Genomic DNA, 24,072 nt, shown 5'->3' with positions numbered 1-24,072 from the left:
TTCTTTATATGAAAAAACAGAAAAGGCAGCCCGAGCAAATGGTTGGACCGCCCCCATTGTTTTCATCATTAAAGTTGCATATACGTCACCGCAATCGATAATACAAAAAACAACACTGCCAACACAACTGTAATGCGTTGCAATACCGCGTCCAATCCGCGCGCTTTTTGCTTTCCAAACAGCTGCTCCGCACCGCCTGTAATGGCGCCGGAAAGGCCCGCGCTTCTTCCCGATTGCAACAAAACGATCACGATAAGTCCAATCGAAACAATGACTAACAATGTGACAAGCAATGTATGCATTGCCTAATCCTCCTTTAAAAACACGCACTACAATGCTTTCAGTTTAACATAAACGCGGAGCTTGCACAATAGGAATGAGGAGCATGCATTATTCATTATAGCAAATTTCTTCTAAAACAAAAAAATAATCCATTATTTTATGAAATAAAAAGAACCTAACCGAACGATTCGGTTAGGTTCCCTTGCTTAATCATTATTTTTTCAAGTTATAGAACGATTTAATGCCGTTGTAAATCGCTGTGTCGCCAAGCTGATCTTCGATGCGAAGCAATTGGTTGTATTTCGCGACGCGGTCGGTGCGGGAAGGCGCCCCTGTTTTAATTTGACCGGCGTTTGTCGCTACCGCGATGTCAGCGATCGTGCTGTCTTCCGTTTCACCAGAACGGTGGGAAACAACGGCAGTATATCCAGCGCGTTTTGCCATTTCAATCGCATCGAACGTTTCGGTTAATGTACCGATTTGGTTGACTTTAATCAGAATCGAGTTGCCGACGCCTTTTTCGATTCCTTCCGCTAGTTTTTTCGTATTCGTTACAAACAAGTCGTCACCGACAAGCTGTACTTTTTTGCCGAGACGTTCTGTTAATAGCTTATGGCCTTCCCAGTCGTTTTCATCTAAACCGTCTTCGATGGAAATGATTGGGTATTTTGAAACGAGTTCTTCATACCATGCGACCATTTCTTCGGACGTTCTTACAACGCCTTCGCCTTCAAGATGGTATTTGCCGTCTTCTTTGTTGTAAAGCTCGGAAGAAGCAACGTCCATCGCAAGCATAACTTCTTCGCCTGGTTTATAACCGGCTTTTTCAATCGCTTCAATGATCGTTTGCAGCGCTTCTTCGTTCGATTTTAAGTTTGGCGCGAATCCGCCTTCGTCACCTACCGCAGTGTTGTAGCCTTTTGCTTTTAATACCGCTTTTAAGCTATGGAAAATTTCTGCGCCCATGCGAAGCGCTTCACGGAAGCTTTTCGCGCCGACAGGCATAATCATAAATTCTTGAATATCAACATTGTTATCAGCATGCGCGCCGCCGTTTAAAATGTTCATCATCGGCACAGGCAATGTTTTCGCGTTAAATCCGCCAAGATATTGGTATAATGGCATGTCTAATTCATCTGCTGCTGCGCGCGCTACTGCCAAAGATACGCCTAAAATCGCGTTTGCCCCTAATTTGCTTTTGTTTTCTGTTCCGTCTAGTTCGATTAACGTTTTGTCAATGCCAACTTGATCTGTCACTTCAAAGCCGATAATCGCCGGTGCGATAATTTCATTGACGTTTTCCACCGCTTTTAATACGCCTTTGCCAAGATAACGGCTTTTATCGCCGTCGCGCAATTCGACTGCTTCGTATTCTCCTGTTGATGCACCGCTTGGTACTAATGCGCGGCCAAAACCGCCATCTTCCGTATATACTTCCACTTCTACTGTCGGATTGCCGCGAGAGTCTAATACTTCACGTGCGTATACATCTACAATTGCAGACATGTTCACACTCTCCTTTTATTGATAATTAATGTTTTTCCCGTCATTTCTTTCGGCTGTGGCAAGCCAAGCAAATCAAGCATGGTTGGCGCTAAATCGCCTAAAATTCCGTCTTTGCGAAGCTCGATGCCTTTTTTCGTTACGATCACTGGAACCGGATTTGTCGTATGCGCGGTTTGCGGTTTGCCATCCGGCGTCAATACTTCATCCGCGTTTCCGTGGTCTGCCGTAATAATGGCGATGCCACCTTTGGCTAAAATCGCGTCGACGACTTTGCCAAGACATTCATCGACCGCTTCGACCGCTTTAATTGTCGGCTCCAGCTTGCCGGAGTGGCCGACCATGTCCGGGTTCGCATAGTTTAAAATGATTGCATCATATTTATCTGCTTCAATTTCTTTCAGGAGCGCATCCGTTACTTCGTAAGCGCTCATTTCCGGTTTCAAGTCATACGTCGCAACTTTTGGTGAGTTGATTAAGATGCGGTCTTCACCTGGAAACTTCTCTTCTCGTCCGCCGCTCATAAAGAACGTAACATGCGGATATTTTTCCGTTTCCGCAATGCGAAGCTGGCGCAATCCATGTTGTGATATAACTTCACCGAGCGTATTATCCAGATTTGTCGGTTTAAACGCAACATACCCTTTTACCGTTTCGCTAAAGTGTGTCAAGCAGACAAAGAACAAGTTTTTCGGATGTTTCGGTCCGCGGTCGAACTCGCGGAAGTCTTCGTTCGTAAACGTGTTCGAAATTTGAATCGCCCGGTCTGGACGGAAGTTGTAGAAAATGATCGCGTCTTCGTCTTTAATCGTCGCCACCGGCGATCCGTCTTCGCGTACCATAACGGATGGAAGAACGAACTCATCGTAAATGCCATGTTGATAAGAGTCTTCAATGCATTCAAGAGGATCGCGATACGTCGGTCCTTCTCCATATACCATCGCACGGTACGCTTTTTCAACGCGCTCCCACCGCTTATCGCGGTCCATCGAGTAATAGCGGCCTGATAAGGTCGCGATTTCACCGACACCGTACTCTTTTATTTTTTCTTGCAGTTCTTTAATATATTTCGGCGCCGTTTGCGGTCCGACATCGCGGCCATCTAAGAAGCCGTGAACGTAAACGTTTTTTACGCCTTCTTTAGCGGCTAATCTTAATAGCGCATATAGATGGTTAATATGGCTATGAACGCCGCCGTCGGAGAGAAGACCGAAAATGTGCAAATTCGTTCCTTTTTCTTTTACATGATTCATCGCCGCTAAAAACGTTTCGTTCCGGTCAAACTCTCCCTCGCGAATCGCAATGTTTACGCGTGTTAAGCTTTGATAGACAATGCGGCCGGCACCGATATTCAAGTGACCGACTTCCGAGTTCCCCATTTGTCCTTCTGGAAGCCCGACCGCTTCGCCGCAAGCAGTTAATGTAGCGTGCGGATATTCGTTCCAATAGCGGTCAAAATTCGGTTTTTTCGCTTGCGCTACCGCATTGCCATACGTTTCTTCGCGAAGCGCGAATCCGTCTAAAATGATTAACGCCACTGGTTTTTTACTCATGTTGTCCAGCCTCCACTAGTTGTAAAAATGATTTTGGATCGAGGCTTGCACCGCCGACAAGGGCGCCATCAATATGTTCTTGCGCTAAAAATTCGCGAATGTTTTCCGGTTTTACGCTGCCACCGTACTGAATGCGTACGGCTTGGGCCACTTCTTCTGAAAAGATGTCTGCAAGAATCGAACGGATATGACCGCATACTTCATTTGCATCTTCAGCGGTCGATGATTTGCCCGTGCCAATTGCCCAAACTGGTTCATAAGCAATGACCACTTGTTTTGCTTGTTCTACGGTTAAGCCGGCTAGCGCTCTTTTTACTTGCACGCCAACAATGTCATTTGTTTTGCCGCTTTCCCGTTGTTCTAACGTTTCACCGCAGCAAACAATTGGAATAAGCCCGTGTTTAAAAGCGGCAAGTACTTTTTTATTCACCGTTTCATCCGTTTCCGCAAACATTTCGCGGCGTTCGGAATGACCGATAATAACGTAAGTAACACCGATATCTTTCAGCGCAACTGGGCTAATTTCGCCAGTAAACGCTCCTTTGTCTTCAAAATGCATATTTTGCGCGCCAATTTTTAAATCAGATCCTTGCGCACTTTGCACAAGCCGCTCTAAAAATAGGAAAGGTGCGCAAATGACGGTGTCGACTTGTTCCGCTGGTGGAACAAGCCGTTTCACTTCTTCAACGAAGTGTACCGCTTCTGTCAATGTTTTATGCATTTTCCAGTTTCCTGCGATAATTCGTTTTCTCATCATTGATCCCTTCCTTTCTCAAGAAAGGAGTTAGCGCGTTATTTATCGTTTAACGCAACCACTCCAGGAAGTTGTTTTCCTTCCATAAATTCAAGCGATGCGCCGCCACCGGTGGAGATATGGCTCATTTTTTCCGCCAAGCCGAATTTTTCTACTGCCGCTGCCGAATCGCCGCCGCCGATGACCGAGTATGTATCGACAGCATCCGCCAACGCTTGGGCAACCGCTTTTGTTCCTTCGGCAAAAGCATCCATTTCAAATACGCCCATTGGACCATTCCAAACAACAAGCTTGGATTTCATAATGACATCGCGATAAAGCTCACGCGTTTTCGGCCCAATATCGAGCGCTTCCCAATCGCTTGGAATCTCATCAATCGCAACGACTTTCGTATTGGCGTCGTTCGCGAACCGATCGGCTACGACGACGTCAACCGGCATATAGAAATTAACCCCTTTTTCTTTCGCTTTTTCCATAAATGATTTTGCCAGTTCAATCTTATCTTCTTCTAGCAATGATTTTCCAATTTCATGGCCAAGCGCTTTAACAAACGTATACGCAAGCCCTCCACCGATAATAAGGTTGTCCACTTTATTTAGTAAGTTTTCAATGACGCCGATTTTGTCTTTTACTTTTGCGCCGCCAATGATCGCCGTAAATGGACGATCTGGGTTAGAAAGAGCTTTTCCAAGCACTTCAATTTCTTTTTCCATTAAAAATCCAGCAACGGCTGGCAAATAGTGTGCAATTCCTTCTGTAGAAGCATGAGCCCGATGGGCAGCACCAAACGCATCGTTCACATAAATATCGGCCAATTCAGCAAATGCTTTCGCAAGCTCTGGATCGTTTTTCTCTTCACCTGGGTAAAAACGAACGTTTTCTAGAAGCAATACATCGCCTTCATTCATTTTCGAAATTGCTTCTTTTACTGCATCGCCGTATGCCTCATCTGTTTTTGTCACATGTTTTCCAAGCAGTTCACTTAAACGCCGTGCAACCGCATTTAAGCGTAATTCTTCGACGACTTTTCCTTTTGGCCGGCCAAGATGGCTCGCTAGGATCACTTTTGCACCTTGTTCCATTAGATAACGAATCGTTGGAAGTGCTGCGCGAATGCGTGTGTCGTCTGTAATCGCACCATTTTCCAACGGCACATTAAAGTCGACACGGCAAAACACTCGTTTTCCTTTCACATCTACGTCCCGAACCGTTTTTTTGTTCATGGCGCTATGCCCCCTTTTTGATGATATCGTTCCCACAAACGAAGAGGAGTGGGGATCATTTCCCCGCTCCCCTCCACCATCCTATTATAGACTTGACTGGGTGCTAAAAACAACGCCTATCCTTATAGTCCTTTGGATGCAATATATGCTGCAAGGTCGACAACACGATGAGAGTAGCCTGTTTCATTATCGTACCAAGAAACGACTTTTACCATTTTTCCTTCCAGGACCATTGTGGAAAGCGCGTCGATGGTCGAAGATGCCGTGCTGCCATTATAGTCGCGAGATACAAGCGGCTCTTCACTGTAAGCTAAGATGCCTTTTAATTCGCCTTCCGCCGCTTCTTTCAATGCTGCGTTGACTTCTTCTACTGTTACTTCTTTTTCAAGCTCCGCAACAAGGTCGACAACAGACACGTTTGGTGTTGGTACGCGCATTGCCATACCGTTTAGTTTGCCTTTTAGTTCAGGAAGTACAAGGGCAACTGCTTTTGCCGCACCTGTTGTTGTCGGAATAATCGATTCCGCTGCAGCACGCGCACGGCGCAAATCTTTATGAGGCAAGTCTAAAATTTGTTGGTCGTTCGTATAAGCGTGAACTGTTGTCATCATTCCGCGAACAATACCGAATTTTTCATGAAGCACTTTTGCAAATGGCGCTAAGCAGTTCGTTGTACAAGAAGCGTTGGAAATAATGTGATGGTTCGCAGGATCGTATTTGTCTTGGTTTACACCCATCACGATCGTAATATCTTCGTCTTTCGCCGGTGCGGAAATGATTACTTTTTTCGCGCCAGCCTCTAAATGTTTTGCCGCGTCTTCACGTTTCGTGAAGCGACCTGTCGATTCAACGACAATGTCCACACCTAATTCGTTCCATGCTAGTTTAGCTGGGTCGCGCTCCGCTTTTACAACGATTTCTTTTCCGTTTACAACGATATTATTTCCATTAACGGATACTTCCGCGTCTAATTTTCCGTGAACAGAGTCATATTTTAAAAGATGAGCTAATGTGTTTGCATCCGTTAAGTCATTTACCGCTACTACTTCAACATTCGGATTTTTTAATGCCGCACGAAAAACATTGCGACCAATACGGCCAAAACCGTTAATACCAATTTTTACAGCCATGGATGGTTCCTCCTTTAAAATGGTTTTATATATTAAGGGATGTTACTCCCCTAGTAACGCTCTTGCTGCTCCTTCATCGGTAATGAGAATGGAATGAGGCGCTCGTTTCATATACGCCTGAATAGCTTTTGCTTTCGAAGACCCTCCAGCCACCGCGATGACATGTTCAACATTCGGAAGGTCTTCAAGCTGGATGCCGACCGTTTTCACTTTATGCACAACTTCTCCTGCCTCATTAAAGTAATAGCCAAACGCTTCGGCAACCGCATGTCGTTCTTTAATTTTCTCCATATCCTCTTTTGAGGTTTTCCGGCGTTCCGCCATTGTGATAGCATCTCCGATTCCATGCACGACCATGCGGCATGATTTAATAAGTTCCAGCACTTCTTTCACAGTCGGTTCTTCAATTAAAGATTCATACGCCTCACGACTTAGGTGGTCAGGAACATGAAGAAGCCGATAGTTTCCTAACGCTTTTTCCGCCATCTTTGCACAAATGGTGTTCGCTTGGTTTTTCACATCTTCACCTAAGCCGCCCCGTGCCGGAACAAATAAAATACGGTTTTGTTTTGGATCGGGAGTCATCATCTCGGCAACAGCGGCAAGTGTTGTGCCTCCTGTCACTGCCACGATGTCGCCGTTTGTCAATCTTTCTTTCATGCAGGTCACACAAGCTCTTCCCATTTCTTTTTTTACCCAAGGAGAAAGGTCACTATCTCCAGCAACAACGATAACCCCTTCAATATGAAGTTTCTCCATTAATTTTGTTTCTAAATCTTTTAGGCCTAATACTTCTCTCATAACATCCTCGAGCGCATGCAACAATTCCTTGCCTTCTTGGGTCAAACTCATGCCAGCGGAACTGATGGTTAGCAAATTTTGCTCTTTCAAAAACTGCACTTCCGAACGAAGCACACGCTCAGTTATTCCTAAACTGCCCGACAGTACTCTCCTCCCGATTGGCTGCATAAGCGAAATGTAGTGCAAAATACGATATCTTTTTTGCATAACTTCAAGAAGGTCGGGCAATAATTTTTTTTGCGCTTCAATTAATGATTGCATTGGTCCCCTTCTCCTTGCAAAATATATGGACATTAATTGTCCCGCTATGACTTATTATGTCCCACTTGTGTGAAAAAAAATTCCTCCCTGCACAATTCATTGTAACAGGAGGAATCATAATGTTCAACCACTTTGCGCCTCGAGTAAACGTTTTCTTATGACATCTTTTTGAACCATCCCAAAATCTACTTCTTCCCCATCGATTTCGACAACCGGAATCATCAATTGATATTTTTCCAGTAATGCATCATCTTGATAAATATCAATTTCATTGATTTGAAACGAGAATTCCCGTTGCAGTTCTTGCAACACTTGTTTTGCTTTATCACATAACGGACAGTTTGTTTTCGAGTATAAGTTGATCACCACTTGCTGTCACTTCCCTACATACTGTTTTCGTTTTGCAGATGATGGAATATGCAGTTGTTCACGATATTTTGCAACCGTTCTGCGCGAGATCACCACACCGTATTGCTCATGTAATAAATCGGCGATCTTTTGGTCAGAAAGCGGCTGCTGCTTATTTTCCTGTTCAATTAACTGCTTGATAAACATTTTTACTTTTACAGAAGAGGCAGCATCTTCATCCATGTAAACAGAAGAAACAGCGCTTGAAAAAAAGCGGCGAAGTTCCACTGTGCCAAACGGCGTTTGAACATATTTGTTTTTTACCGCGCGGCTGACAGTAGATTCGTGAATGCCAATCTCTTCCGCAACTTCACGCATTTTAAGGGGCTTTAAGGCTGCAAAACCAGTTTCAAAACATTGTTTTTGTTTATCGACAATAACATGCATAATGTTCAGCAATGTTTGTTTGCGCTGTTCCAGACTTTTTGCTAACCATAAAAACTGGCGATATTTATCTTTTACAAACGCGTGAACCTGCCCGTCTTGACAGCTGGAAATCTTTTGCTCGTATACCCGATTCCAGATGAGTTCCGGATGCACATCTTCATTGTAAAAAATGCGCCAATCACCTTCTTCGCTGCGTTGGACAATTATATCGGGAACAATAAAATGCGGTCTCTCTTTTGTATAATGGATGCCAGGACGCGGTTCAAGCGTGCGAATTAAATCCCATACACGCTGCAATGAAGCGATATCCACGCCAAGTTGTTTCGCCAACGTTTTCCAAGCTTTTTCGACAAATAACGAAAAATGGTGCTGTATAATCTGTTCCGCGAATTCATCGCGATATGGTAAGCGCTTTAACTGTAAATATAAACATTCTTGCAAGTTGCGGGCGCCAACACCAGCCGGCTCTAATGACTGAATGATCTGAAGCGCCTTTTCTGCTTCCTGTTTGGAAATAGCAAATCGTTCTGCAATTTCTTCGATATTTACCCGCAAATACCCATCTTCATCAAGGCAAGCAATCATATAATGCACGATGCGTTCTTCGTGTTCCGAAAGCGAAAGAGCTGGAAGCTGTGCAGTTAAATATGATGAAAGCGTTTCCGAATAAGTGCTCATATTTTCAATCCACTGCTGTTTTTCCTTATCCGATAAGTTGCGGAAGTTTCGCTTTAACCGGTAGTCGCGAATTTCGAGAAAAGGATTTTCCAACGACTGCTCATACAAAAAGGACTGTAATTCCACAGCAGAATATTGCAACAGTTCGATTGCTTGAGTCAATTCCTTTGTAAGCGATAGCTTCAGTCGCTGCTCCTGCAATAATTCGGCCCTCATTGTCAAGCCCCCTTTTTTTTATTGTACAATACTGTCGCCCCGGCAGTATATAAAAAAATAATTGTTAAACCTATTGTTTATAAAACCATTGGCGGTGACTGAACTTTATCCGTCATTCAAAAAGGCAGATTGGTACGCCAACAGTCGATCATCGAGCCAGACTGTTGATTATATTATATTCAAGGCACAAAAAAACCTGCTGCGTTTCGCAGCAGGTTTTCACTTGATACGCCCTCGGCAGGATTCGAACCCACGCTAAGAGAACCGGAATCTCTCGTGCTATCCACTACACTACGAGGGCATTATATTTAGTTGCTATTATCAGTTGCATATTCAATTATATTGAAAACATCTTTATATTGCAAGAGGGAAAATGTGTTTAAAAAATGAAAAAGAGGTTATGATGAAAAAAGGGATGTCCTACGTTTATAGCGAATAATAATAAAGTAAGGCCGATATTTTTTGTTTGACCTTCATTGACCATTTAGGTATGATAGAGGTACATACGATTAAGCGATTGGTAAAGGAGGAAGCTTCATGAATTTAATTCCTACAGTTATTGAGCAAACAAGCCGCGGAGAACGTGCTTATGACATTTATTCTCGTTTATTAAAAGACCGCATTATTATTCTTGGCAGCCCAATTGATGATCAAGTGGCAAACTCGATCGTTTCCCAATTATTATTTTTAGCGGCCGAGGATCCTGAAAAAGATATTTCGCTTTACATCAATAGCCCGGGTGGTTCGATTACTGCTGGCTTGGCAATTTATGATACGATGCAATTTATTAAGCCAGACGTTTCTACGATTTGTATCGGTATGGCTGCTTCGATGGGTGCGTTCTTGCTTGCCGCAGGAGCAAAAGGAAAACGGTTTGCCTTGCCAAACAGCGAAATTATGATTCACCAACCGCTTGGCGGCGCGCAAGGTCAAGCGACAGAAATTGAAATCGCCGCAAAACGGATTCTCTTCTTGCGCGATAAGTTAAATCGCATTCTTGCTGAAAATACTGGCCAACCAGTCGAAGTGATTGAACGCGATACAGACCGCGATAACTTCATGACAGCGCAAAAAGCACAAGAATACGGCATTATCGACCGTGTATTAACACGTATAGATGAAAAATAAAACAAAAAACAGGCTGCTTCGCTTGACATAGAAGCAGCCTATTCTTTATTTTTCTTTTTGTACATAGTTTGCCAATTTTTCAATTGCTTCGTTTTCATCCGGACCATCCGCAATCAACTTAATGACAGAACCGGTGCTGATCGCAAGGCTCATTAGCCCCATAATGCTTTTTGCGTTCACTTTCTTTCCGTCTTTTTCTAGATAAATATCGGAAGAAAAGCGATTCGCTTCCTGAACAAACAACGCTGCCGGGCGTGCTTGTAATCCCGTTTTTAATCGTACTTCTACTTGTTTCTCTACCATTCTCCATCTCCCCTTTTTTATAATGACTTATGAAAATCAACAGGCTTACCTGCCCGCAATCGTTCCGCAATCTCATCAATTTTTCGCAGACGGTGATTAATTCCTGATTTACTAATCTTTCCACCGGATACTAACTCGCCTAATTCTTTTAACGTTACATCTTGGTACATCATCCGCAATTCCGCAATTTCCCGCAATTTATCAGGAAGGGCGCTTAATCCGATGGTTTCGTCAATATAACGAATGTTTTCTACTTGGCGAAGCGCTGCGCCAATCGTTTTATTTAAGTTTGCTGTTTCGCAATTGACAAGACGGTTTACCGAATTTCTCATATCGCGTACAATGCGAATATCTTCAAAGCGCAATAACGCTTGATGTGCGCCAATAATATTTAAAAACTCAGAGATTTTTTCCGCTTCTTTTAAATACGTAATAAACCCTTTTTTTCGTTCCAATGTTTTGGCATTAAGAAAAAAGTGGCTGTTCATTAATTCACATAATGAATTGTTATGTTCTTCATAAAGAGAAAAAATTTCTAAATGGTACGATGACGTTTCCGGATTGTTTACAGATCCTCCGGCAAGAAACGCACCGCGCAAATAAGAACGCTTACAGCACTTTTTTTTCACTAATTCTGGTGAAATCACGCGAATTAGTGAAAAATCCTCCTTCAATATTTTTAAATCCTTTAATAGTTCATGAGCGCCGTCAATAATTCGAACGATGTATACATTATTTTTTTTCAGGCGCATTTTTTTTCGAACTAATAGTTCTACTGTTACCGTATACCCTTTTTTTAAAAGAGTATAAATTCTTCGCGCGATCGCGGCATTTTCCGTTTGCACATCCACAATCATTTGCTGATTGGAAAAAGACAGCAAACCATTCATGCGCAGAAGCGCTGACAATTCTGCTTTTAAACAGCACGGTTTCACTTCCAAATTCGTTAGTTCTTTTTTCGTTTCTGACGCAAACGACATGGTTAGTCACCTCCAACGGTTCATTCATCGTAATCAGGAGGAAGGAGGTGCTGTAATCAGCGAAATAAGTAACGATGCCACTTTTTTCGTATCGTGACGAATGACGTGATCTTCATAGCTGACGATATTATCGCGAATCACTTGAATTCCTAAATCGATGAGCCGGTCGCTATCATCCTTCACCGGTTCCGCCAGCTCTTCTGCATAACGTTTTTGAATTTCTTCCGGAATATGACCATTATTCACAACAACGACATCCAAAAATAAACATCCCATATGGTCATGGAGCGCTTTGACATGGTCGCTTACCGTGTAGTGCAGCGTCTCACCCGCTTGGGTCATCACATTACATATATACACTTTTTTTGCTTTTGCTTGACAAACTTCTTGTCCGATTTTCGGCACAAGTAAATTTGGCAAAATACTCGTATATAAACTTCCCGGACCGATGACGATCAAATCCGCAGAACGAATCGCTTCAATCGTTTCTGGAAGCGGTTCAATATTTTCCGGTGTCAAAAATACTTTTTTTATCCTTTTGCCGGAATAAGGAATTTTCGATTCTCCAGAAACAATGACGCCGTCTTCCATTTCCGCATGAAGAACGACGCTTTTATTCGCCGCTGGCAATACTTGTCCGTGCACTTTCAGCACTTTGCTCATCTCGCGGATGGCTTTGACAAAATCGCCGGTAATGGACGTCAACGCTGCCAAAATTAAATTACCTAACGAATGTCCTGATAGACCGTTGCCGTTTTTAAATCGATGTTGGAACAATTCAACAATAAGCGGCTCGACATCTGACAGCGCTGCCAATACGTTGCGCACATCTCCCGGTGGCGGAATGTCTAGTTCATCGCGCAATCTTCCTGAGCTGCCGCCATCATCAGCGACAGTAACGATTGCCGTAATATCAATGGCATACTGCTTCAAGCCGCGCAACAATACAGGGAGCCCTGTTCCGCCGCCGATAACGACAATCTTAGGCTGATGCTTCACACTCATTTATGCTTTTCCTTTCTCCTCTCCATGTCACGGTGGGACACATGGGTTTTATAATCTTTCGAAAAATAACGGGCAATATATTCGGCAATGGCAACCGACCGGTGCTGCCCCCCTGTACAGCCGATGGCGATCACAAGCTGGCTTTTTCCTTCTCGCTTATAATGAGGGAGCATAAAGGCTAATAAATCAATTAGTTTCTCAAGAAATTTCTGCGTTTCACTCCACTTTAACACATAGGAGGAAACTTCTTCATCCAACCCTGTTTTCGGCCGCATATGGTCAATATAATGAGGATTTGGCAAAAAGCGGACATCAAAAACTAAATCAGCGTCAATCGGAATGCCGTATTTAAAGCCAAACGACATCACGTTGACGGTAAACGTCTGTTGCGTGTGAGAAGAAAATTGCTGTAAAATTTTTTCCCTTAACTCCCGTGGCTTTAAATCAGACGTATCATAAATAATTTGCGCCCGCCCTTTTAACTCTTCGAGCAATTTGCGCTCTAAACGGATGCCTTCAAGCGGCAATCCATTTGGGGCAAGCGGGTGTGTGCGTCTCGTTTCTTTATATCGCGCCACAAGCGTCGAATCTTTCGCATCTAAAAATAAAATCTGCGGCGTCACCCATGATTGCTCCGCCAACTCGTCTAGCGCGGTAAACAAACTATCGAAAAAGTCACGGCTTCGCAAATCCATTACTAACGCCACTTTATTCATTTTATTCCCCGACTCTTTCATCAACTCCAAAAATTTTGGGAGCAACGTCGGCGGCAAATTATCGACACAAAAAAAACCTAAGTCTTCAAAACTCTGAATAGCGACCGTTTTTCCAGCGCCAGACATCCCTGTTATAATCACCATTTGAATATGGTTGGCCGAACCTGTGCTCATGCCTCTCCCTCCACTCTATTAACTGGGATCTAACCGATAGGAAAGCAGCTCAAAATCTTTCGTATATATAAACGTCCCGTACATAATGTCTGATCCTTTTAGCGCGTAATCTAAAATATGATAATCACCTGGTGCCATCGGAAGCTGATGGATTGTTTCCATCGGATGCCATTCCAACTTTCCTTCTTCGGAATATGGAACATTTTCTCCGTCAAATTGTTCGGCAAAAAAAGTAAACATCATCCATTCAGAAACGATTTGTTCTTGTTCTTTGATGACCATCGTAAAAATTCCTTTGAGCTTTGGGTTTTTTAAGTAAATCCCTGTTTCCTCGCGATATTCGCGAATGCACGCTTCGCGGATGGATTCTCCTTGTTCCATCTTTCCTCCCGGGGCAACCCACCAACCCCGCTTCGGCTTTTGCAATAATAATACTTTTCCATATTTTAGTAAAACGCAATTCGTCACGCGTTGCAACACGCTCACCTCAACATAACTACATAACATCCAAAGTCTTAGAATTCCATTTATTTTATTATACTATTTCTTACAGTTCGCTACAACGAAGAAAAGCGGAAGGCGCCCGCTTATCGGCGAAACGCGCTAGAGGACCCGCGAGGAAGCTCAGACCAAACAAAGTTTGGTCTTGCGTGGGTTACTCAGAGAAGTTAATTCAATGTGTCGCCGCCACAGCGGGGCCGAAGCGTCGCGAGCCGATGGCGCCTGGAGCTAGACAAAAAGAAAAGCGGAGGCGGCGCGAACAGCTCTCGAAGCGAAATGTTCTTCGACCGCTGAAGTGCTTGCACTTCAAGGGAGAAGGTTATTTCGCACAAGAGAGCTAGCCGCCGAGCTAGCCAACGAAGAAAAGCGGAAGGCGCCTCCGCAACACACACATACTTGTTCACACATAAAAAAAGAAGCACGGGAAAGGGTACCCGTGCTGAACAAAAAGATCTATATAAAAGGGGGTCAATTACTTACTTTTAGCATACAAAAAAAATGTTTCATGCGTGTTACAGCAGAATTAAACGTCTATTACGATTTCATTACTTTATGTTTAATTTTTCCTTTAACTCTTCCACATAATGTTGTGCGCTTTGCGCTGCAATGCTTCCGTCCCCCGTTGCTGTAACGATTTGCCGTAATGATTTTTCGCGGACGTCTCCTGCCGCAAAAATACCCGGCACTTTTGTTTCCATAAGCTCATTCGTTTCGATATATCCGTTTTCGTTCGTAATGCCAAGGCTCTCAAATGGCTTCGAAAGCGGAAGCATGCCGATATAAATAAACACGCCATCGCACGGAAATTCCCGTTCCTCTCCCGTTTGCGTATGAACAAGTGTCACGCTGTTTACTTTCCCATCTTTTCCATTAATTTGTTTTACGGTATGGTTCCAAATAAAATCAATTTTTTCATTGGCAAATGCGCGGTCTTGTAAAATTTTTTGCGCACGTAATTGGTCACGGCGATGAACGATCGTTACCTTATTAGCAAAGCGAGTTAAATAGATCCCTTCTTCTACCGCGGAGTCCCCGCCACCAACGACAACGAGATTTTTTCCTTTAAAGAACGCCCCGTCACAGACAGCGCAATAAGAAACACCGCGGCCGCTAAATTCCGCTTCACCAGGTACACCGAGTTTTTTATACTCCGCACCAGTTGCAATAATGACAGCGCGTGCTTTGTATTGTTTATCGCCGACAATCACCGTTTTATATGCTTCGCCGTCAATAATTTCTTTTACTTCGCCGTATGCATATTCCGCACCAAATTTCTTTGCATGTTCAAACATTTTTGTCGCCAATTCTGGACCTAAGATATTCTCATATCCAGGATAATTTTCCACGTCTTCTGTATTTACCATTTGTCCTCCTGGTACACCACGCTCAATCATTAATGTAGATAAATTGGCGCGAGATGTATAGACAGCGGCAGTCATCCCTGCTGGTCCGGCTCCCGCGATAATGACGTCGTAAATTTTTTCCTCTGACACGTTGCTTCCACTCCTTCATTGATTAGTCTTTTACCATTATCGTATAGAAGTTTCGAATGAGCGTCTATTAATTTGCTCACGATAACAGCTCTTTCACTTTCTTTACATATTTTTTCACCGTTGATAATGAAACATGATACTTATCCGCAATCCATTTTTGTGTTACACGTTGCCCTTGTTGCTGCCGCCATACATACTCCATCGCCGCCGCCCAAGCAGAATGGTTAGAAAATCGCTCTTTTGTCGGCAATGCGTTTACGACGACGGAAAACCATGAAATATACATGTTTTCGTCGATCTGATCATTTTTCATCGATAACTCATTGATAATGATATGGCTATTGATGACATATGAAGGAGACGTTTCTGTCATATGAAATAGAAAATAATCGGCAAATTGACTAAGGAGCGGATGATCAGTCAAATAACGACGAATCGCAATGGAAAGCGCGGGATCATTTTTGTACGGCGATTGACTAAGCAAATAAAGTCCATATAACATTTCTGCTATATTCGTTTGGTTAAACCAACGAATAATGCTCCGAAGTTCATGGTCGACAGATAGAGAGGAAAACGTCCACGGCTCCTCTCCGCGTTTGTCAGGATTTACTTTTATTACCTTCTCCCAAACATTTTTCGCTAATTCTTCGCGGCCGGTATAATAGGCTGCATAGGTAAGCCAATAATAAAAGGCATCATCTCCATCATAGCCCATTTTATATAAATGATATAGCCATTTAAAAGCGAGGTCGAAACGGCCGACAAGCGCGAATGTCGCTCCAAGCTTATAGCGATGCTCGATAAAAAACGGATACACACATGCCAATTTGTCAGAAAGACGTTTTACTTGCTGTTCATTGCGCAAATAATAATAAAAGACAAGGAGATTGCAAAGCGCATGTAAATTACCTGGGTTTCGCTCTAGCACTTGTTCGACAATTTCTTGCGCCTTTTGCACATTTCCGTTGTAAAAGTAGGCGAGCGCCAAATTATTGTACGCTGACCAAAATTCAGGATAGTTCGCAATTATCGTTTCTAGCAGGCGAATTGCTTCTGGAAACTCCTCTTTTTCCAATAAAAACCGCGCCCGTTCCTGCAATACAATTAAATCATCCTGCTCATCGCTGTTTTCATCTTCTTGATCGATTTTTAACAATTCTATTAAGTCCTCTGTATCTTCGACAAAATGGCCATTTGGATCACAAGCTAAATACATTTCCGCATACTTCATCGCCTCGCGGAATAATCCGAGATGAGCAAAGTTGTTTGCTAAAAAATAAAAACATTCATACATCGTTTCATCTAATTCATGGACAATCTTGAATAACCATTGATTCGAAGCCTGATATTCTCCTAACTCAGCAAGCACGGAGGCAAGCTGCAATACAAATGTAGCATCGTTTTTATCATATTGAACGGCTCGTTCAAAATATTTTTTTGCTTTATATAAATCGCGTTGTTGATACGCTTGCATTCCTTTTTTGAAATAGTATTCACCGTTTTGGATAAATGGAATAATTTTCGCTTTTTGCTGCTTTGACTTTAGTTGCTTTTCCATGGAATCCTCCATCTATTGTTGAATTTACCGAAAAAAGTATACCACATTCTTCGGAAAAGCAAACATAAAAATAATAAAAGCTGGCCCAGCAAGAAGCCAGCTCGACGTCACTGCTTAGCACTATGCCGCTTAGTTAGCACTTCCAACACCGCATCAAGCGGAAGTTTTTGCTCCCTTAGCAGCACAAGCAAATGATACAATAAATCGGCAACTTCCCATTTCAATTCGTCATGGCTGCGATTTTTCGCGGCAATAATAACTTCGGCCGCTTCCTCACCGACTTTCTTTAAAATTTTATCCACGCCTTTTTCAAATAAATACGTCGTATACGCTCCTTCAGGACGTTCCGCATCCCGTTTCGCGATGATCTCCTCTAACGTGTTAATAATCGCAAATCGGTTTAGAGAAGCTTCGTATTTTTCTCCATTAATACGGTTCGAAAAACACGAATAGCTTCCCGTATGGCAAGCTGGTCCGGCTGGCTCGACAAGCACCAAAAGCGCGTCACTGTCACAATCATAACGCATCTCGACAATGCGCTGCGTATTGCCGGAAGTTGCGCCTTTATGCCAAAGTTCCCCGCGCGAGCGGCTGTAAAACCATGTTTCGCCTGTTTCGAGCGATTTTTTTAGCGATTCTTCATTCATATAGGCAAGCATCAACACTTCTTTGCTTTGCGCGTCTTGGACAATTGCCGGAACGAGACCTTTTTCGTCAAATCGGATGTTTGCGAGGTTCATCGGATGTTTACCCCTCTTTCTTTTAAATACGCTTTTACTTCTTTCACCGATGTTTCTTTATAATGAAAAATCGAAGCAGCAAGCGCCGCATCTGCTTTCCCTTTTTCAAACACTTCAAGGAAATGTTTCGCGTTGCCGGCTCCGCCCGAAGCAATGACCGGAACGGAAACCGCTTCGCTTACCGTTCTCGTTAACGCAATATCAAAACCATTTTTTTCACCATCGCAATCCATGCTTGTCAATAAAATTTCCCCCGCACCGCGGCGGACCGCCTCTTTTGCCCATTCGACCACTTCCAAGTCCGTTGCGTTTCTCCCGCCGTGCGTATACACGCGCCACGAGCCAATCGTCTCATCATATTTCGCATCAATCGCAACGACAATGCATTGCGACCCAAAAAAGTCCGCTCCTTCCGTAATGAGGTTCGGGTTGCGAACAGCGGCGGTATTGAGCGACACTTTATCCGCACCGGCGCGCAAGATCGTTTTCATATCATCCAACGAATTGATCCCGCCGCCGACCGTAAACGGAATCGCCAACTGTGCGGCGACTTTCTCGACGACTTCCACCATCGTTTTCCGCCCTTCGTAAGAGGCGGAAATATCTAAAAAGACAAGCTCGTCCGCTCCTTGTTCATCGTAAAACTTCGCCAGTTCGACTGGATCTCCGGCGTCGCGAAGCTGAACAAACTGCACCCCTTTCACGACGCGTCCATCTTTCACATCCAAACAAGGAATAATGCGCTTCGTAATCATTTCCCTTGCACCACCTTCAGCGCTTCCGCGACCGTGAATTTCTTCGTATAGAGCGCTTTGCCGACAATCGCGCCAATCACGCCGGCATCGGCATATGTTTGGAGCGACACCAAATCCTCCAGAGAGCTGACGCCACCTGATGCGATGACATGTTTTTCAGTTGCGCGCGCCATTTCCACAACCGCTTGAATATTCGGGCCTGACAACATTCCGTCCGTTGCGATATCCGTAAAAATAAACGTTTGCGCCCCAGCTTCTGCAAGCTCTTTCCCAAGGTCGGTTGCTTTGACATTCGATGTGTTCAACCATCCTTCCGTCGCAACAAATCCATTTTTCGCATCAATACCGATGGCGATGCGCTCTCCGTATTTTTTCAGCATTTCTTTTACAAACGGCGGATCGGCGATAGCAGCGCTTCCTAAAATGACGCGTGCCACACCGTTTTCTAAATAATACACAATATCGTCTTCCGTGCGAATGCCGCCGCCAATTTGCACTTTCACCGGCAGCTGTTTCGCCACTTCGACGACGAACTGGTCGTTTATGCGTTTTCCTTCTTTCGCTCCGTCAAGGTCGACCATATGAATCCATTCGGCTCCTTGTTCAGCGAAGAAAGCGGCCATTTCAACCGGTGAATCGCCATATACCGTTTCTTTATGATAATCCCCTTGCAAAAGACGGACGCATTTGCCGCCGCGCATATCAATCGCCGGATAAATCGTAAATGCCGCCATCACATACTCCCCTTTCCTTCGGCGATCGCCGCATAGTTTTGCAAAATTTTCATGCCGATCTCGCCGCTTTTTTCCGGATGAAACTGTGTCCCATACACGTTTCCTTTTCCAACGACAGCGGGCACCTCCACATTGTAAAAACTGCTTGCAAGCACAACATCGTCATCATCGGTCACCACATAGTACGAATGGACGAAATAAACGTGCCCTTCTTCCACGTTTTGCAAAAGCGGAGATGGATGACGGAAAACGAGACGGTTCCAGCCCATATGCGGCACTTTATACCGCTTTCCGGTTGCCGTCACGCCGGGAATGCGAACGACACGGCCGCTAAGCAGCCCTAATCCTTCTGTTAACCCGTTTTCCTCGCTTTCTTCAAACAATAGCTGCATGCCAAGACAAATGCCAAGAAGTGGAGTGCCTTCATTTACCGCCTCGCAAACAAACTTGGCAAGCCCTGTTTCCCGCAAAATATGCATCGCATCTTTAAACGAACCGACCCCAGGCAAAATGAGTCCTTTCGCGTTTTTCAATTCCTTTGGATCATCGGAAATAATGTACTCATAGCGCAAGCGCTCTAACGCTTTGCTGACGCTGTATAAGTTGCCCATTCCATAATCAATAATGCCAATCATCGTTACAACATCCCTTTCGTTGATGGAACGCCTTTGACGCGCGGGTCGATCATCGTCGCTTCATCGAGCGCGCGCCCTAATGCTTTAAACACCGCTTCAATCATGTGATGCGTATTGCGCCCATAATGGATAATGACGTGCAAATTCATGCGCGCTTCGAGCGCCAATTTCCATAAAAATTCATGCACAAGTTCGACATCAAACGTTCCGACTTTTTGGCTTGGAAACTCTCCGCGAAACTCAAAATGCGGACGGTTGCTTAAATCGACGACGACTTGGGCGAGCGCTTCATCCATCGGCACAAACGCATTTCCGTAACGTTTTATTCCTTTTTTATCGCCAAGCGCCTCCCGCAGCGCCTGACCGAGACAAATCCCGATATCTTCGGTCGTATGGTGATCATCCACCTCCGTATCACCTTTGGCGGTGACCGTTAAATTAAATTGGCCGTGCTTTGTAAACAAATCGAGCATATGCGTTAAAAACGGCACACCGGTATCCAGTTCCGCTCTTCCTTCCCCGTCAATCGTAAATGCTAGTTGAATATCCGTCTCATTTGTCTTCCGCAAAATCGATGCATGTCTTTCCATGGAAAAATCCCCCTTATTTTTTAAAACGTTCTTCAACGGCGCGCGCATGTGCTTCAAGCCCTTCAAGTCTGGCAAACGCCGCGATTTTTTCCGCGTTTTGCTTTAGCGTCGGTTCGCTATAAAAAATGATGCTCGATTTTTTCACAAATTCATCCACGCTTAATCCGCTCGAAAACCGGGCTGTACCATTCGTCGGCAGCACGTGGTTCGGACCGGCGAAGTAATCGCCAACCGGCTCCGAGCTGAAGCGCCCTAAAAAAATCGCTCCCGCATGGCGGATTTGACCAAGGAGTTGCATCGGTTCGGCTGTCATCACTTCCAAATGCTCCGGTGCTAATTCATTCACAACTTCCACCGCTTCCGCAAGCGTTTCTGTGACGTAAATGGCTCCGTAGTTCTCGAGCGATGCAGCGGCAATCGCTTTGCGCGGCAGCGTCTCAAGCTGTTTTTCGACCTCGCGTGCGACTGCAAGCGCCAATTTCATCGATGGAGTGACGAGAATCGCGGAAGCGCGCTCATCATGCTCGGCTTGTGACAACAAATCAGCGGCAATTTCGTTCGCCTTTGCCGTTTCATCCGCCAACACGACGATTTCGCTCGGTCCGGCAATCATATCAATCGCGACTTGCCCGAACACTTCGCGTTTCGCGAGCGCCACGTAAATGTTGCCTGGCCCGAAAATTTTATCGACCGGACGAATCGTCTCCGTTCCGTACGCAAGCGCGGCAATCGCCTGCGCACCGCCGACTTTATATATTTCTTTCACTCCTAATTCGTTCGCCGCCACTAACACGCCGGCCGGAAGCGTTCCGTCTTTATTTGGCGGAGATGTGATCACAATTCGTTTGACACCTGCCACTTGGGCAGGAACAACGTTCATGAGCACCGATGACGGGTAGGCGGCTGTTCCTCCTGGAACATACAGTCCAACCGCATCAAGCGGCGTTATTTTCTGACCGAGCATCGTGCCGTCTTCTTTTGTCATGATCCATGACTCTCTCTTTTGCCGTTCATGATAATCGCGAATGTTTTCCGCCGCCTCTTGGATGATCCGAAGCACTTCTGCGCTTACGTTCTGATACGCTCTTTCTATTTCTTCGTTTGTCACGCACAGCGAATCAAGGCGGACGCCATCGAATTTTTCTGTATAACTTTTTAGCGCTTCATCACCGCGAGCGCGCACATCGGCAATAATCTCCAGAACCTTACTGCGCTGTTCTTCCGTTCCCGATTCAATCGTACGGCGCAATGATACACGGTTTGTCACTCGTTCGATTTTCACGTTTGCTCTCTCCTTCATTGCGGAATGACTTCGGATAAACGATGAACTAGCTCATCAACCGCTTCGTCTTTCATGCGGTAGCTGACCGGGTTGACGATTAATCGCGATGTGACATCAGCGATTTTCTCCAATTCCACCAGCCCGTTTTCTTTCAGCGTCCGTCCGGTTGAGACTATATCGACGATGCGGTCGGCAAGCCCAATGAGCGGAGCAAGCTCAATGGAGCCATTCAACCGAATAATTTCGACTTGCTCGCCTTGTTCGCGAAAATAGCTGGAGGCGATATTTGGGTATTTCGTCGCTACGCGCGGCGCGATTTGATTCATGCGCACACCCGGCAATCCTGCCACCGCTAAATGACATTTGCTAATCTTTAAATCTAACAGCTCGTACACATCACGCTCTTCTTCCATCATCACGTCTTTACCGGCAATGCCTAAATCGGCTACCCCATGTTCCACATAGGTGACGACGTCCATCGGCTTGGCGAGAATAAAGCGCATGTTTTCTTCCGGAACTTCAATCATTAGTTTTCTTGACTCGGCAAATTCCGGAGGGAGCGTATAATCCGCTTTCCGGAGCAGTTCGAGCGCTTCGTCGAAAATCCTCCCTTTCGGCATCGCAATCGTCAGCATTGTTTATCACTCCTCATGAGTGTTGATTATCTATTATGAAGGCATAATAGTGTAGCAATAAGTCTATATAGGTCTATATAGTCAGGGGGAACAAAGAGTGAACTCAGCTTTTCTGCCGTAATCCCCAAACGGGAACGCTAGCGGACAAATCAAGTTTGTCCGCAAGGCGTTCGCCGTTGGGGATGGGCATGCGTCGCATGCCCAGTCGGCAAGCATTGGCTTTGCCGACTCCGGCAAAAAAGCTATGTATCGACCAAGGTAACTGTTTTTTATTGGTCAATCAACGCGCCTGATCACTCTTTTTCCGTGCTGCCGAGCAAATAAGTAATTGGCTTATACCGTTTGCTGTAGGCATCAATATCACGGATCCCAGAAATATGCTGAAGCACCACGCGCTTTCCTTCCCGCCGCTTTGTTTTTGCAAGCTCAATCGCTTCAGCGAACCGCTCTTGGCTAAATACGATGCACTCGATCGCTGCCTCCTCTTCCGATTCCCCGAGCGCCTCGATTAATCGGTCGACGCGAATGCCAAACCCGGTCGCTGGGGCTTTCCGAGAAAATTTCTCCAACAGCTCGTCATAACGGCCTCCATTTCCAATTGGGAAGCCAACGTGTTCAGCATATACTTCAAATAAAATGCCCGTATAATAACTCATATGGCTAACAAGCGTCATATCGATTTTCACTACATCATCAACGCCATATAGTTGAAGCGCGTTCGAAAGTTCGCAAAGATCATCGACCGCTCGCTTTCCTTCCTCGCTATGAACAAGCTCCTTGGCTTCTTCCATCGTCATGTCGTTGCCGTGTAAATGCAATAATTGAAGCAGGCGCTTTTGGTCAATGGAAGAAAGGGGCAGAGACTTCACATGCTCCCTATAGCCAACGTAATTTTTCTCGTATAAAAAGCGGCGCAATACGCTGGCACGTTCCTCATTCCCTACAATCTCTAAAAACAAAGCGTTGACGTAGCCGATATGACCGATTGTCACCGTGAAATGCTGCAGCCCAGCCTGCTTAAGCGCCGCAATCATGACACTAATCACTTCCGCATCCGCTGCGACCGTGCCGTCCCCAATGCATTCGACACCAATTTGTTCAAATTCCGCCGGGCGTCCTCCCTCGCGCTGCTGGGCGCGGAACACGTTTGCGTTATACGCAAGGCGGAGCGGATTGCCTTCCTTGTAAAGACGGGAAGCAGCCAGCCTTGCGATCGGAGCGGTCATATCGGGACGAAGGACAAGGGTATGACCTTGCTGGTCAAGCAGTTTAAACAACTGATGGTCGTCAATCGCCGATACGGTCCCGACTGTCTCGTAATATTCCAATGTAGGCGTTTCGATCAATTCATATCCCCATGTTTCAATTTCACGAATCATCGCCTGGCGAACACGTTTTTTTATTTCATATAAAAACGGCAATGTATCACGCATGCCTAACGGTTTTTCGAACATAAACAACTTTTTGGTCATGTTCACACGTCCTTTATAATAAATACTTTAGTTTGCTAATATGGTAGAGAAGTGAAGTTATTAGTAGTTTACTCCTCATTGGCCGTGACGTCAACCATAAACTTTATATCGACTGATTCAAAATGTTGGAGGAGAATTTTTGAAGGAAATGTTATTTACAGATTTAGTCAAGCGT

General features: G+C 44.8%; 25 protein-coding genes and 1 tRNA gene. 1 reads left to right on the top strand and 25 read right to left on the bottom strand.

Annotated elements, in window-relative coordinates:
• Positions 1-68 precede the first annotated feature (68 nt).
• The 10 genes from secG to QSJ37_RS11305 all read right to left on the bottom strand — a co-directional run bounded on the left by secG (position 69) and on the right by QSJ37_RS11305 (position 9,497).
• On the bottom strand, positions 69-302 hold the full coding sequence (gene secG / locus QSJ37_RS11350; protein WP_015865018.1) for a preprotein translocase subunit SecG: 234 nt from the start codon (positions 300-302) through the stop codon (positions 69-71).
• Between the two features lie 193 nt (positions 303-495).
• Entirely contained in the window at positions 496-1,788 is a 1,293-nt protein-coding gene (gene eno / locus QSJ37_RS11345) for a phosphopyruvate hydratase (protein ID WP_017435721.1), read from the bottom strand.
• Between the two features lie 2 nt (positions 1,789-1,790).
• Positions 1,791-3,338 (bottom strand): 2,3-bisphosphoglycerate-independent phosphoglycerate mutase, encoded by a 1,548-nt coding sequence (gpmI, locus tag QSJ37_RS11340; RefSeq protein WP_285755239.1) that lies wholly within the window; start codon positions 3,336-3,338, stop codon positions 1,791-1,793.
• The gene (gene tpiA / locus QSJ37_RS11335) at positions 3,331-4,092 is read right to left on the bottom strand and encodes a triose-phosphate isomerase (protein ID WP_285756110.1); all 762 of its coding nucleotides are present in this window, start codon (positions 4,090-4,092) and stop codon (positions 3,331-3,333) included. The genes gpmI and tpiA overlap by 8 nt, the downstream gene beginning before the upstream one ends.
• A 38-nt stretch (positions 4,093-4,130) precedes the next feature.
• Entirely contained in the window at positions 4,131-5,315 is a 1,185-nt protein-coding gene (locus tag QSJ37_RS11330) for a phosphoglycerate kinase (protein ID WP_285755238.1), read from the bottom strand.
• A gap of 122 nt (positions 5,316-5,437) precedes the next feature.
• A complete protein-coding gene (gap, locus tag QSJ37_RS11325; protein WP_285755237.1) occupies positions 5,438-6,445 on the bottom strand; it encodes a type I glyceraldehyde-3-phosphate dehydrogenase in 1,008 nt (335 codons plus the stop codon).
• 42 nt (positions 6,446-6,487) lie between these two features.
• Entirely contained in the window at positions 6,488-7,507 is a 1,020-nt protein-coding gene (locus tag QSJ37_RS11320) for a sugar-binding transcriptional regulator (RefSeq protein ID WP_285755236.1), read from the bottom strand.
• A 123-nt stretch (positions 7,508-7,630) separates the two neighbouring features.
• Positions 7,631-7,876, bottom strand: a complete 246-nt coding sequence (locus QSJ37_RS11315; protein WP_285755235.1) for a glutaredoxin family protein — start codon at positions 7,874-7,876, stop codon at positions 7,631-7,633.
• A gap of 6 nt (positions 7,877-7,882) precedes the next feature.
• The gene (gene rpoN, locus QSJ37_RS11310; RefSeq protein WP_285755234.1) at positions 7,883-9,196 is read right to left on the bottom strand and encodes an RNA polymerase factor sigma-54; all 1,314 of its coding nucleotides are present in this window, start codon (positions 9,194-9,196) and stop codon (positions 7,883-7,885) included.
• A gap of 229 nt (positions 9,197-9,425) precedes the next feature.
• Positions 9,426-9,497, bottom strand: a tRNA-Arg gene (locus tag QSJ37_RS11305).
• Positions 9,498-9,733: 236 nt separating this feature from the next.
• Here QSJ37_RS11305 and clpP point away from each other — a divergent pair.
• Positions 9,734-10,324 carry an ATP-dependent Clp endopeptidase proteolytic subunit ClpP gene (gene clpP / locus QSJ37_RS11300; RefSeq protein ID WP_015865027.1) on the top strand — a complete coding sequence of 197 codons (591 nt, stop codon included), beginning with the start codon at positions 9,734-9,736 and terminating at the stop codon, positions 10,322-10,324.
• 45 nt (positions 10,325-10,369) lie between these two features.
• On the opposite strand, the gene QSJ37_RS11295 is transcribed toward clpP, so the two are convergent.
• The 15 genes from QSJ37_RS11295 to QSJ37_RS11225 form a co-directional block, all read right to left on the bottom strand.
• Complete coding sequence (locus QSJ37_RS11295; protein WP_015865028.1) at positions 10,370-10,627, bottom strand: HPr family phosphocarrier protein; 258 nt, start codon at positions 10,625-10,627, stop codon at positions 10,370-10,372.
• Between the two features lie 17 nt (positions 10,628-10,644).
• Positions 10,645-11,607 (bottom strand): DNA-binding protein WhiA, encoded by a 963-nt coding sequence (whiA, locus tag QSJ37_RS11290; protein WP_062677270.1) that lies wholly within the window; start codon positions 11,605-11,607, stop codon positions 10,645-10,647.
• 33 nt (positions 11,608-11,640) lie between these two features.
• A complete protein-coding gene (locus QSJ37_RS11285) occupies positions 11,641-12,612 on the bottom strand; it encodes a gluconeogenesis factor YvcK family protein (protein WP_062755701.1) in 972 nt (323 codons plus the stop codon).
• Positions 12,609-13,502: an RNase adapter RapZ gene (gene rapZ / locus QSJ37_RS11280; protein WP_062677268.1), complete on the bottom strand. Its 894-nt coding sequence runs from the start codon at positions 13,500-13,502 to the stop codon at positions 12,609-12,611. The genes QSJ37_RS11285 and rapZ overlap by 4 nt, the downstream gene beginning before the upstream one ends.
• Before the next feature lie 18 nt (positions 13,503-13,520).
• Positions 13,521-13,979: an 8-oxo-dGTP diphosphatase gene (locus QSJ37_RS11275; RefSeq protein WP_285755232.1), complete on the bottom strand. Its 459-nt coding sequence runs from the start codon at positions 13,977-13,979 to the stop codon at positions 13,521-13,523.
• A gap of 569 nt (positions 13,980-14,548) precedes the next feature.
• The gene (trxB, locus tag QSJ37_RS11270; RefSeq protein ID WP_062755699.1) at positions 14,549-15,496 is read right to left on the bottom strand and encodes a thioredoxin-disulfide reductase; all 948 of its coding nucleotides are present in this window, start codon (positions 15,494-15,496) and stop codon (positions 14,549-14,551) included.
• Positions 15,497-15,572: 76 nt separating this feature from the next.
• Positions 15,573-17,054, bottom strand: coding sequence for a tetratricopeptide repeat protein (locus QSJ37_RS11265; RefSeq protein ID WP_285755231.1), 1,482 nt, complete (start codon positions 17,052-17,054; stop codon positions 15,573-15,575).
• 107 nt (positions 17,055-17,161) lie between these two features.
• Complete coding sequence (gene hisIE / locus QSJ37_RS11260; RefSeq protein ID WP_285755230.1) at positions 17,162-17,794, bottom strand: bifunctional phosphoribosyl-AMP cyclohydrolase/phosphoribosyl-ATP diphosphatase HisIE; 633 nt, start codon at positions 17,792-17,794, stop codon at positions 17,162-17,164.
• Complete coding sequence (gene hisF, locus QSJ37_RS11255; RefSeq protein ID WP_062677264.1) at positions 17,791-18,549, bottom strand: imidazole glycerol phosphate synthase subunit HisF; 759 nt, start codon at positions 18,547-18,549, stop codon at positions 17,791-17,793. The genes hisIE and hisF overlap by 4 nt, the downstream gene beginning before the upstream one ends.
• Positions 18,546-19,283, bottom strand: coding sequence for a 1-(5-phosphoribosyl)-5-[(5-phosphoribosylamino)methylideneamino]imidazole-4-carboxamide isomerase (gene hisA, locus QSJ37_RS11250; protein ID WP_062677263.1), 738 nt, complete (start codon positions 19,281-19,283; stop codon positions 18,546-18,548). The genes hisF and hisA overlap by 4 nt, the downstream gene beginning before the upstream one ends.
• Positions 19,283-19,918: an imidazole glycerol phosphate synthase subunit HisH gene (hisH, locus tag QSJ37_RS11245; RefSeq protein ID WP_205424423.1), complete on the bottom strand. Its 636-nt coding sequence runs from the start codon at positions 19,916-19,918 to the stop codon at positions 19,283-19,285. Before hisH ends, hisA begins: the two co-directional genes overlap by 1 nt.
• A gap of 2 nt (positions 19,919-19,920) precedes the next feature.
• A complete protein-coding gene (gene hisB, locus QSJ37_RS11240) occupies positions 19,921-20,508 on the bottom strand; it encodes an imidazoleglycerol-phosphate dehydratase HisB (protein ID WP_285755229.1) in 588 nt (195 codons plus the stop codon).
• Between the two features lie 13 nt (positions 20,509-20,521).
• The gene (gene hisD / locus QSJ37_RS11235) at positions 20,522-21,790 is read right to left on the bottom strand and encodes a histidinol dehydrogenase (RefSeq protein WP_285755228.1); all 1,269 of its coding nucleotides are present in this window, start codon (positions 21,788-21,790) and stop codon (positions 20,522-20,524) included.
• 14 nt (positions 21,791-21,804) lie between these two features.
• Entirely contained in the window at positions 21,805-22,425 is a 621-nt protein-coding gene (gene hisG, locus QSJ37_RS11230) for an ATP phosphoribosyltransferase (RefSeq protein ID WP_062755683.1), read from the bottom strand.
• Between the two features lie 293 nt (positions 22,426-22,718).
• Positions 22,719-23,897, bottom strand: coding sequence for an ATP phosphoribosyltransferase regulatory subunit (locus QSJ37_RS11225; RefSeq protein WP_285755227.1), 1,179 nt, complete (start codon positions 23,895-23,897; stop codon positions 22,719-22,721).
• Positions 23,898-24,072 lie beyond the last annotated feature (175 nt).

Origin of the sequence: Parageobacillus sp. G301 (assembly GCF_030268025.1) — a bacterium.
GTDB classification, from domain to species: Bacteria; Bacillota; Bacilli; order Bacillales; family Anoxybacillaceae; genus Parageobacillus_B; species Parageobacillus_B toebii.
This window is presented reverse-complemented; position numbering and strand designations above follow the sequence as displayed.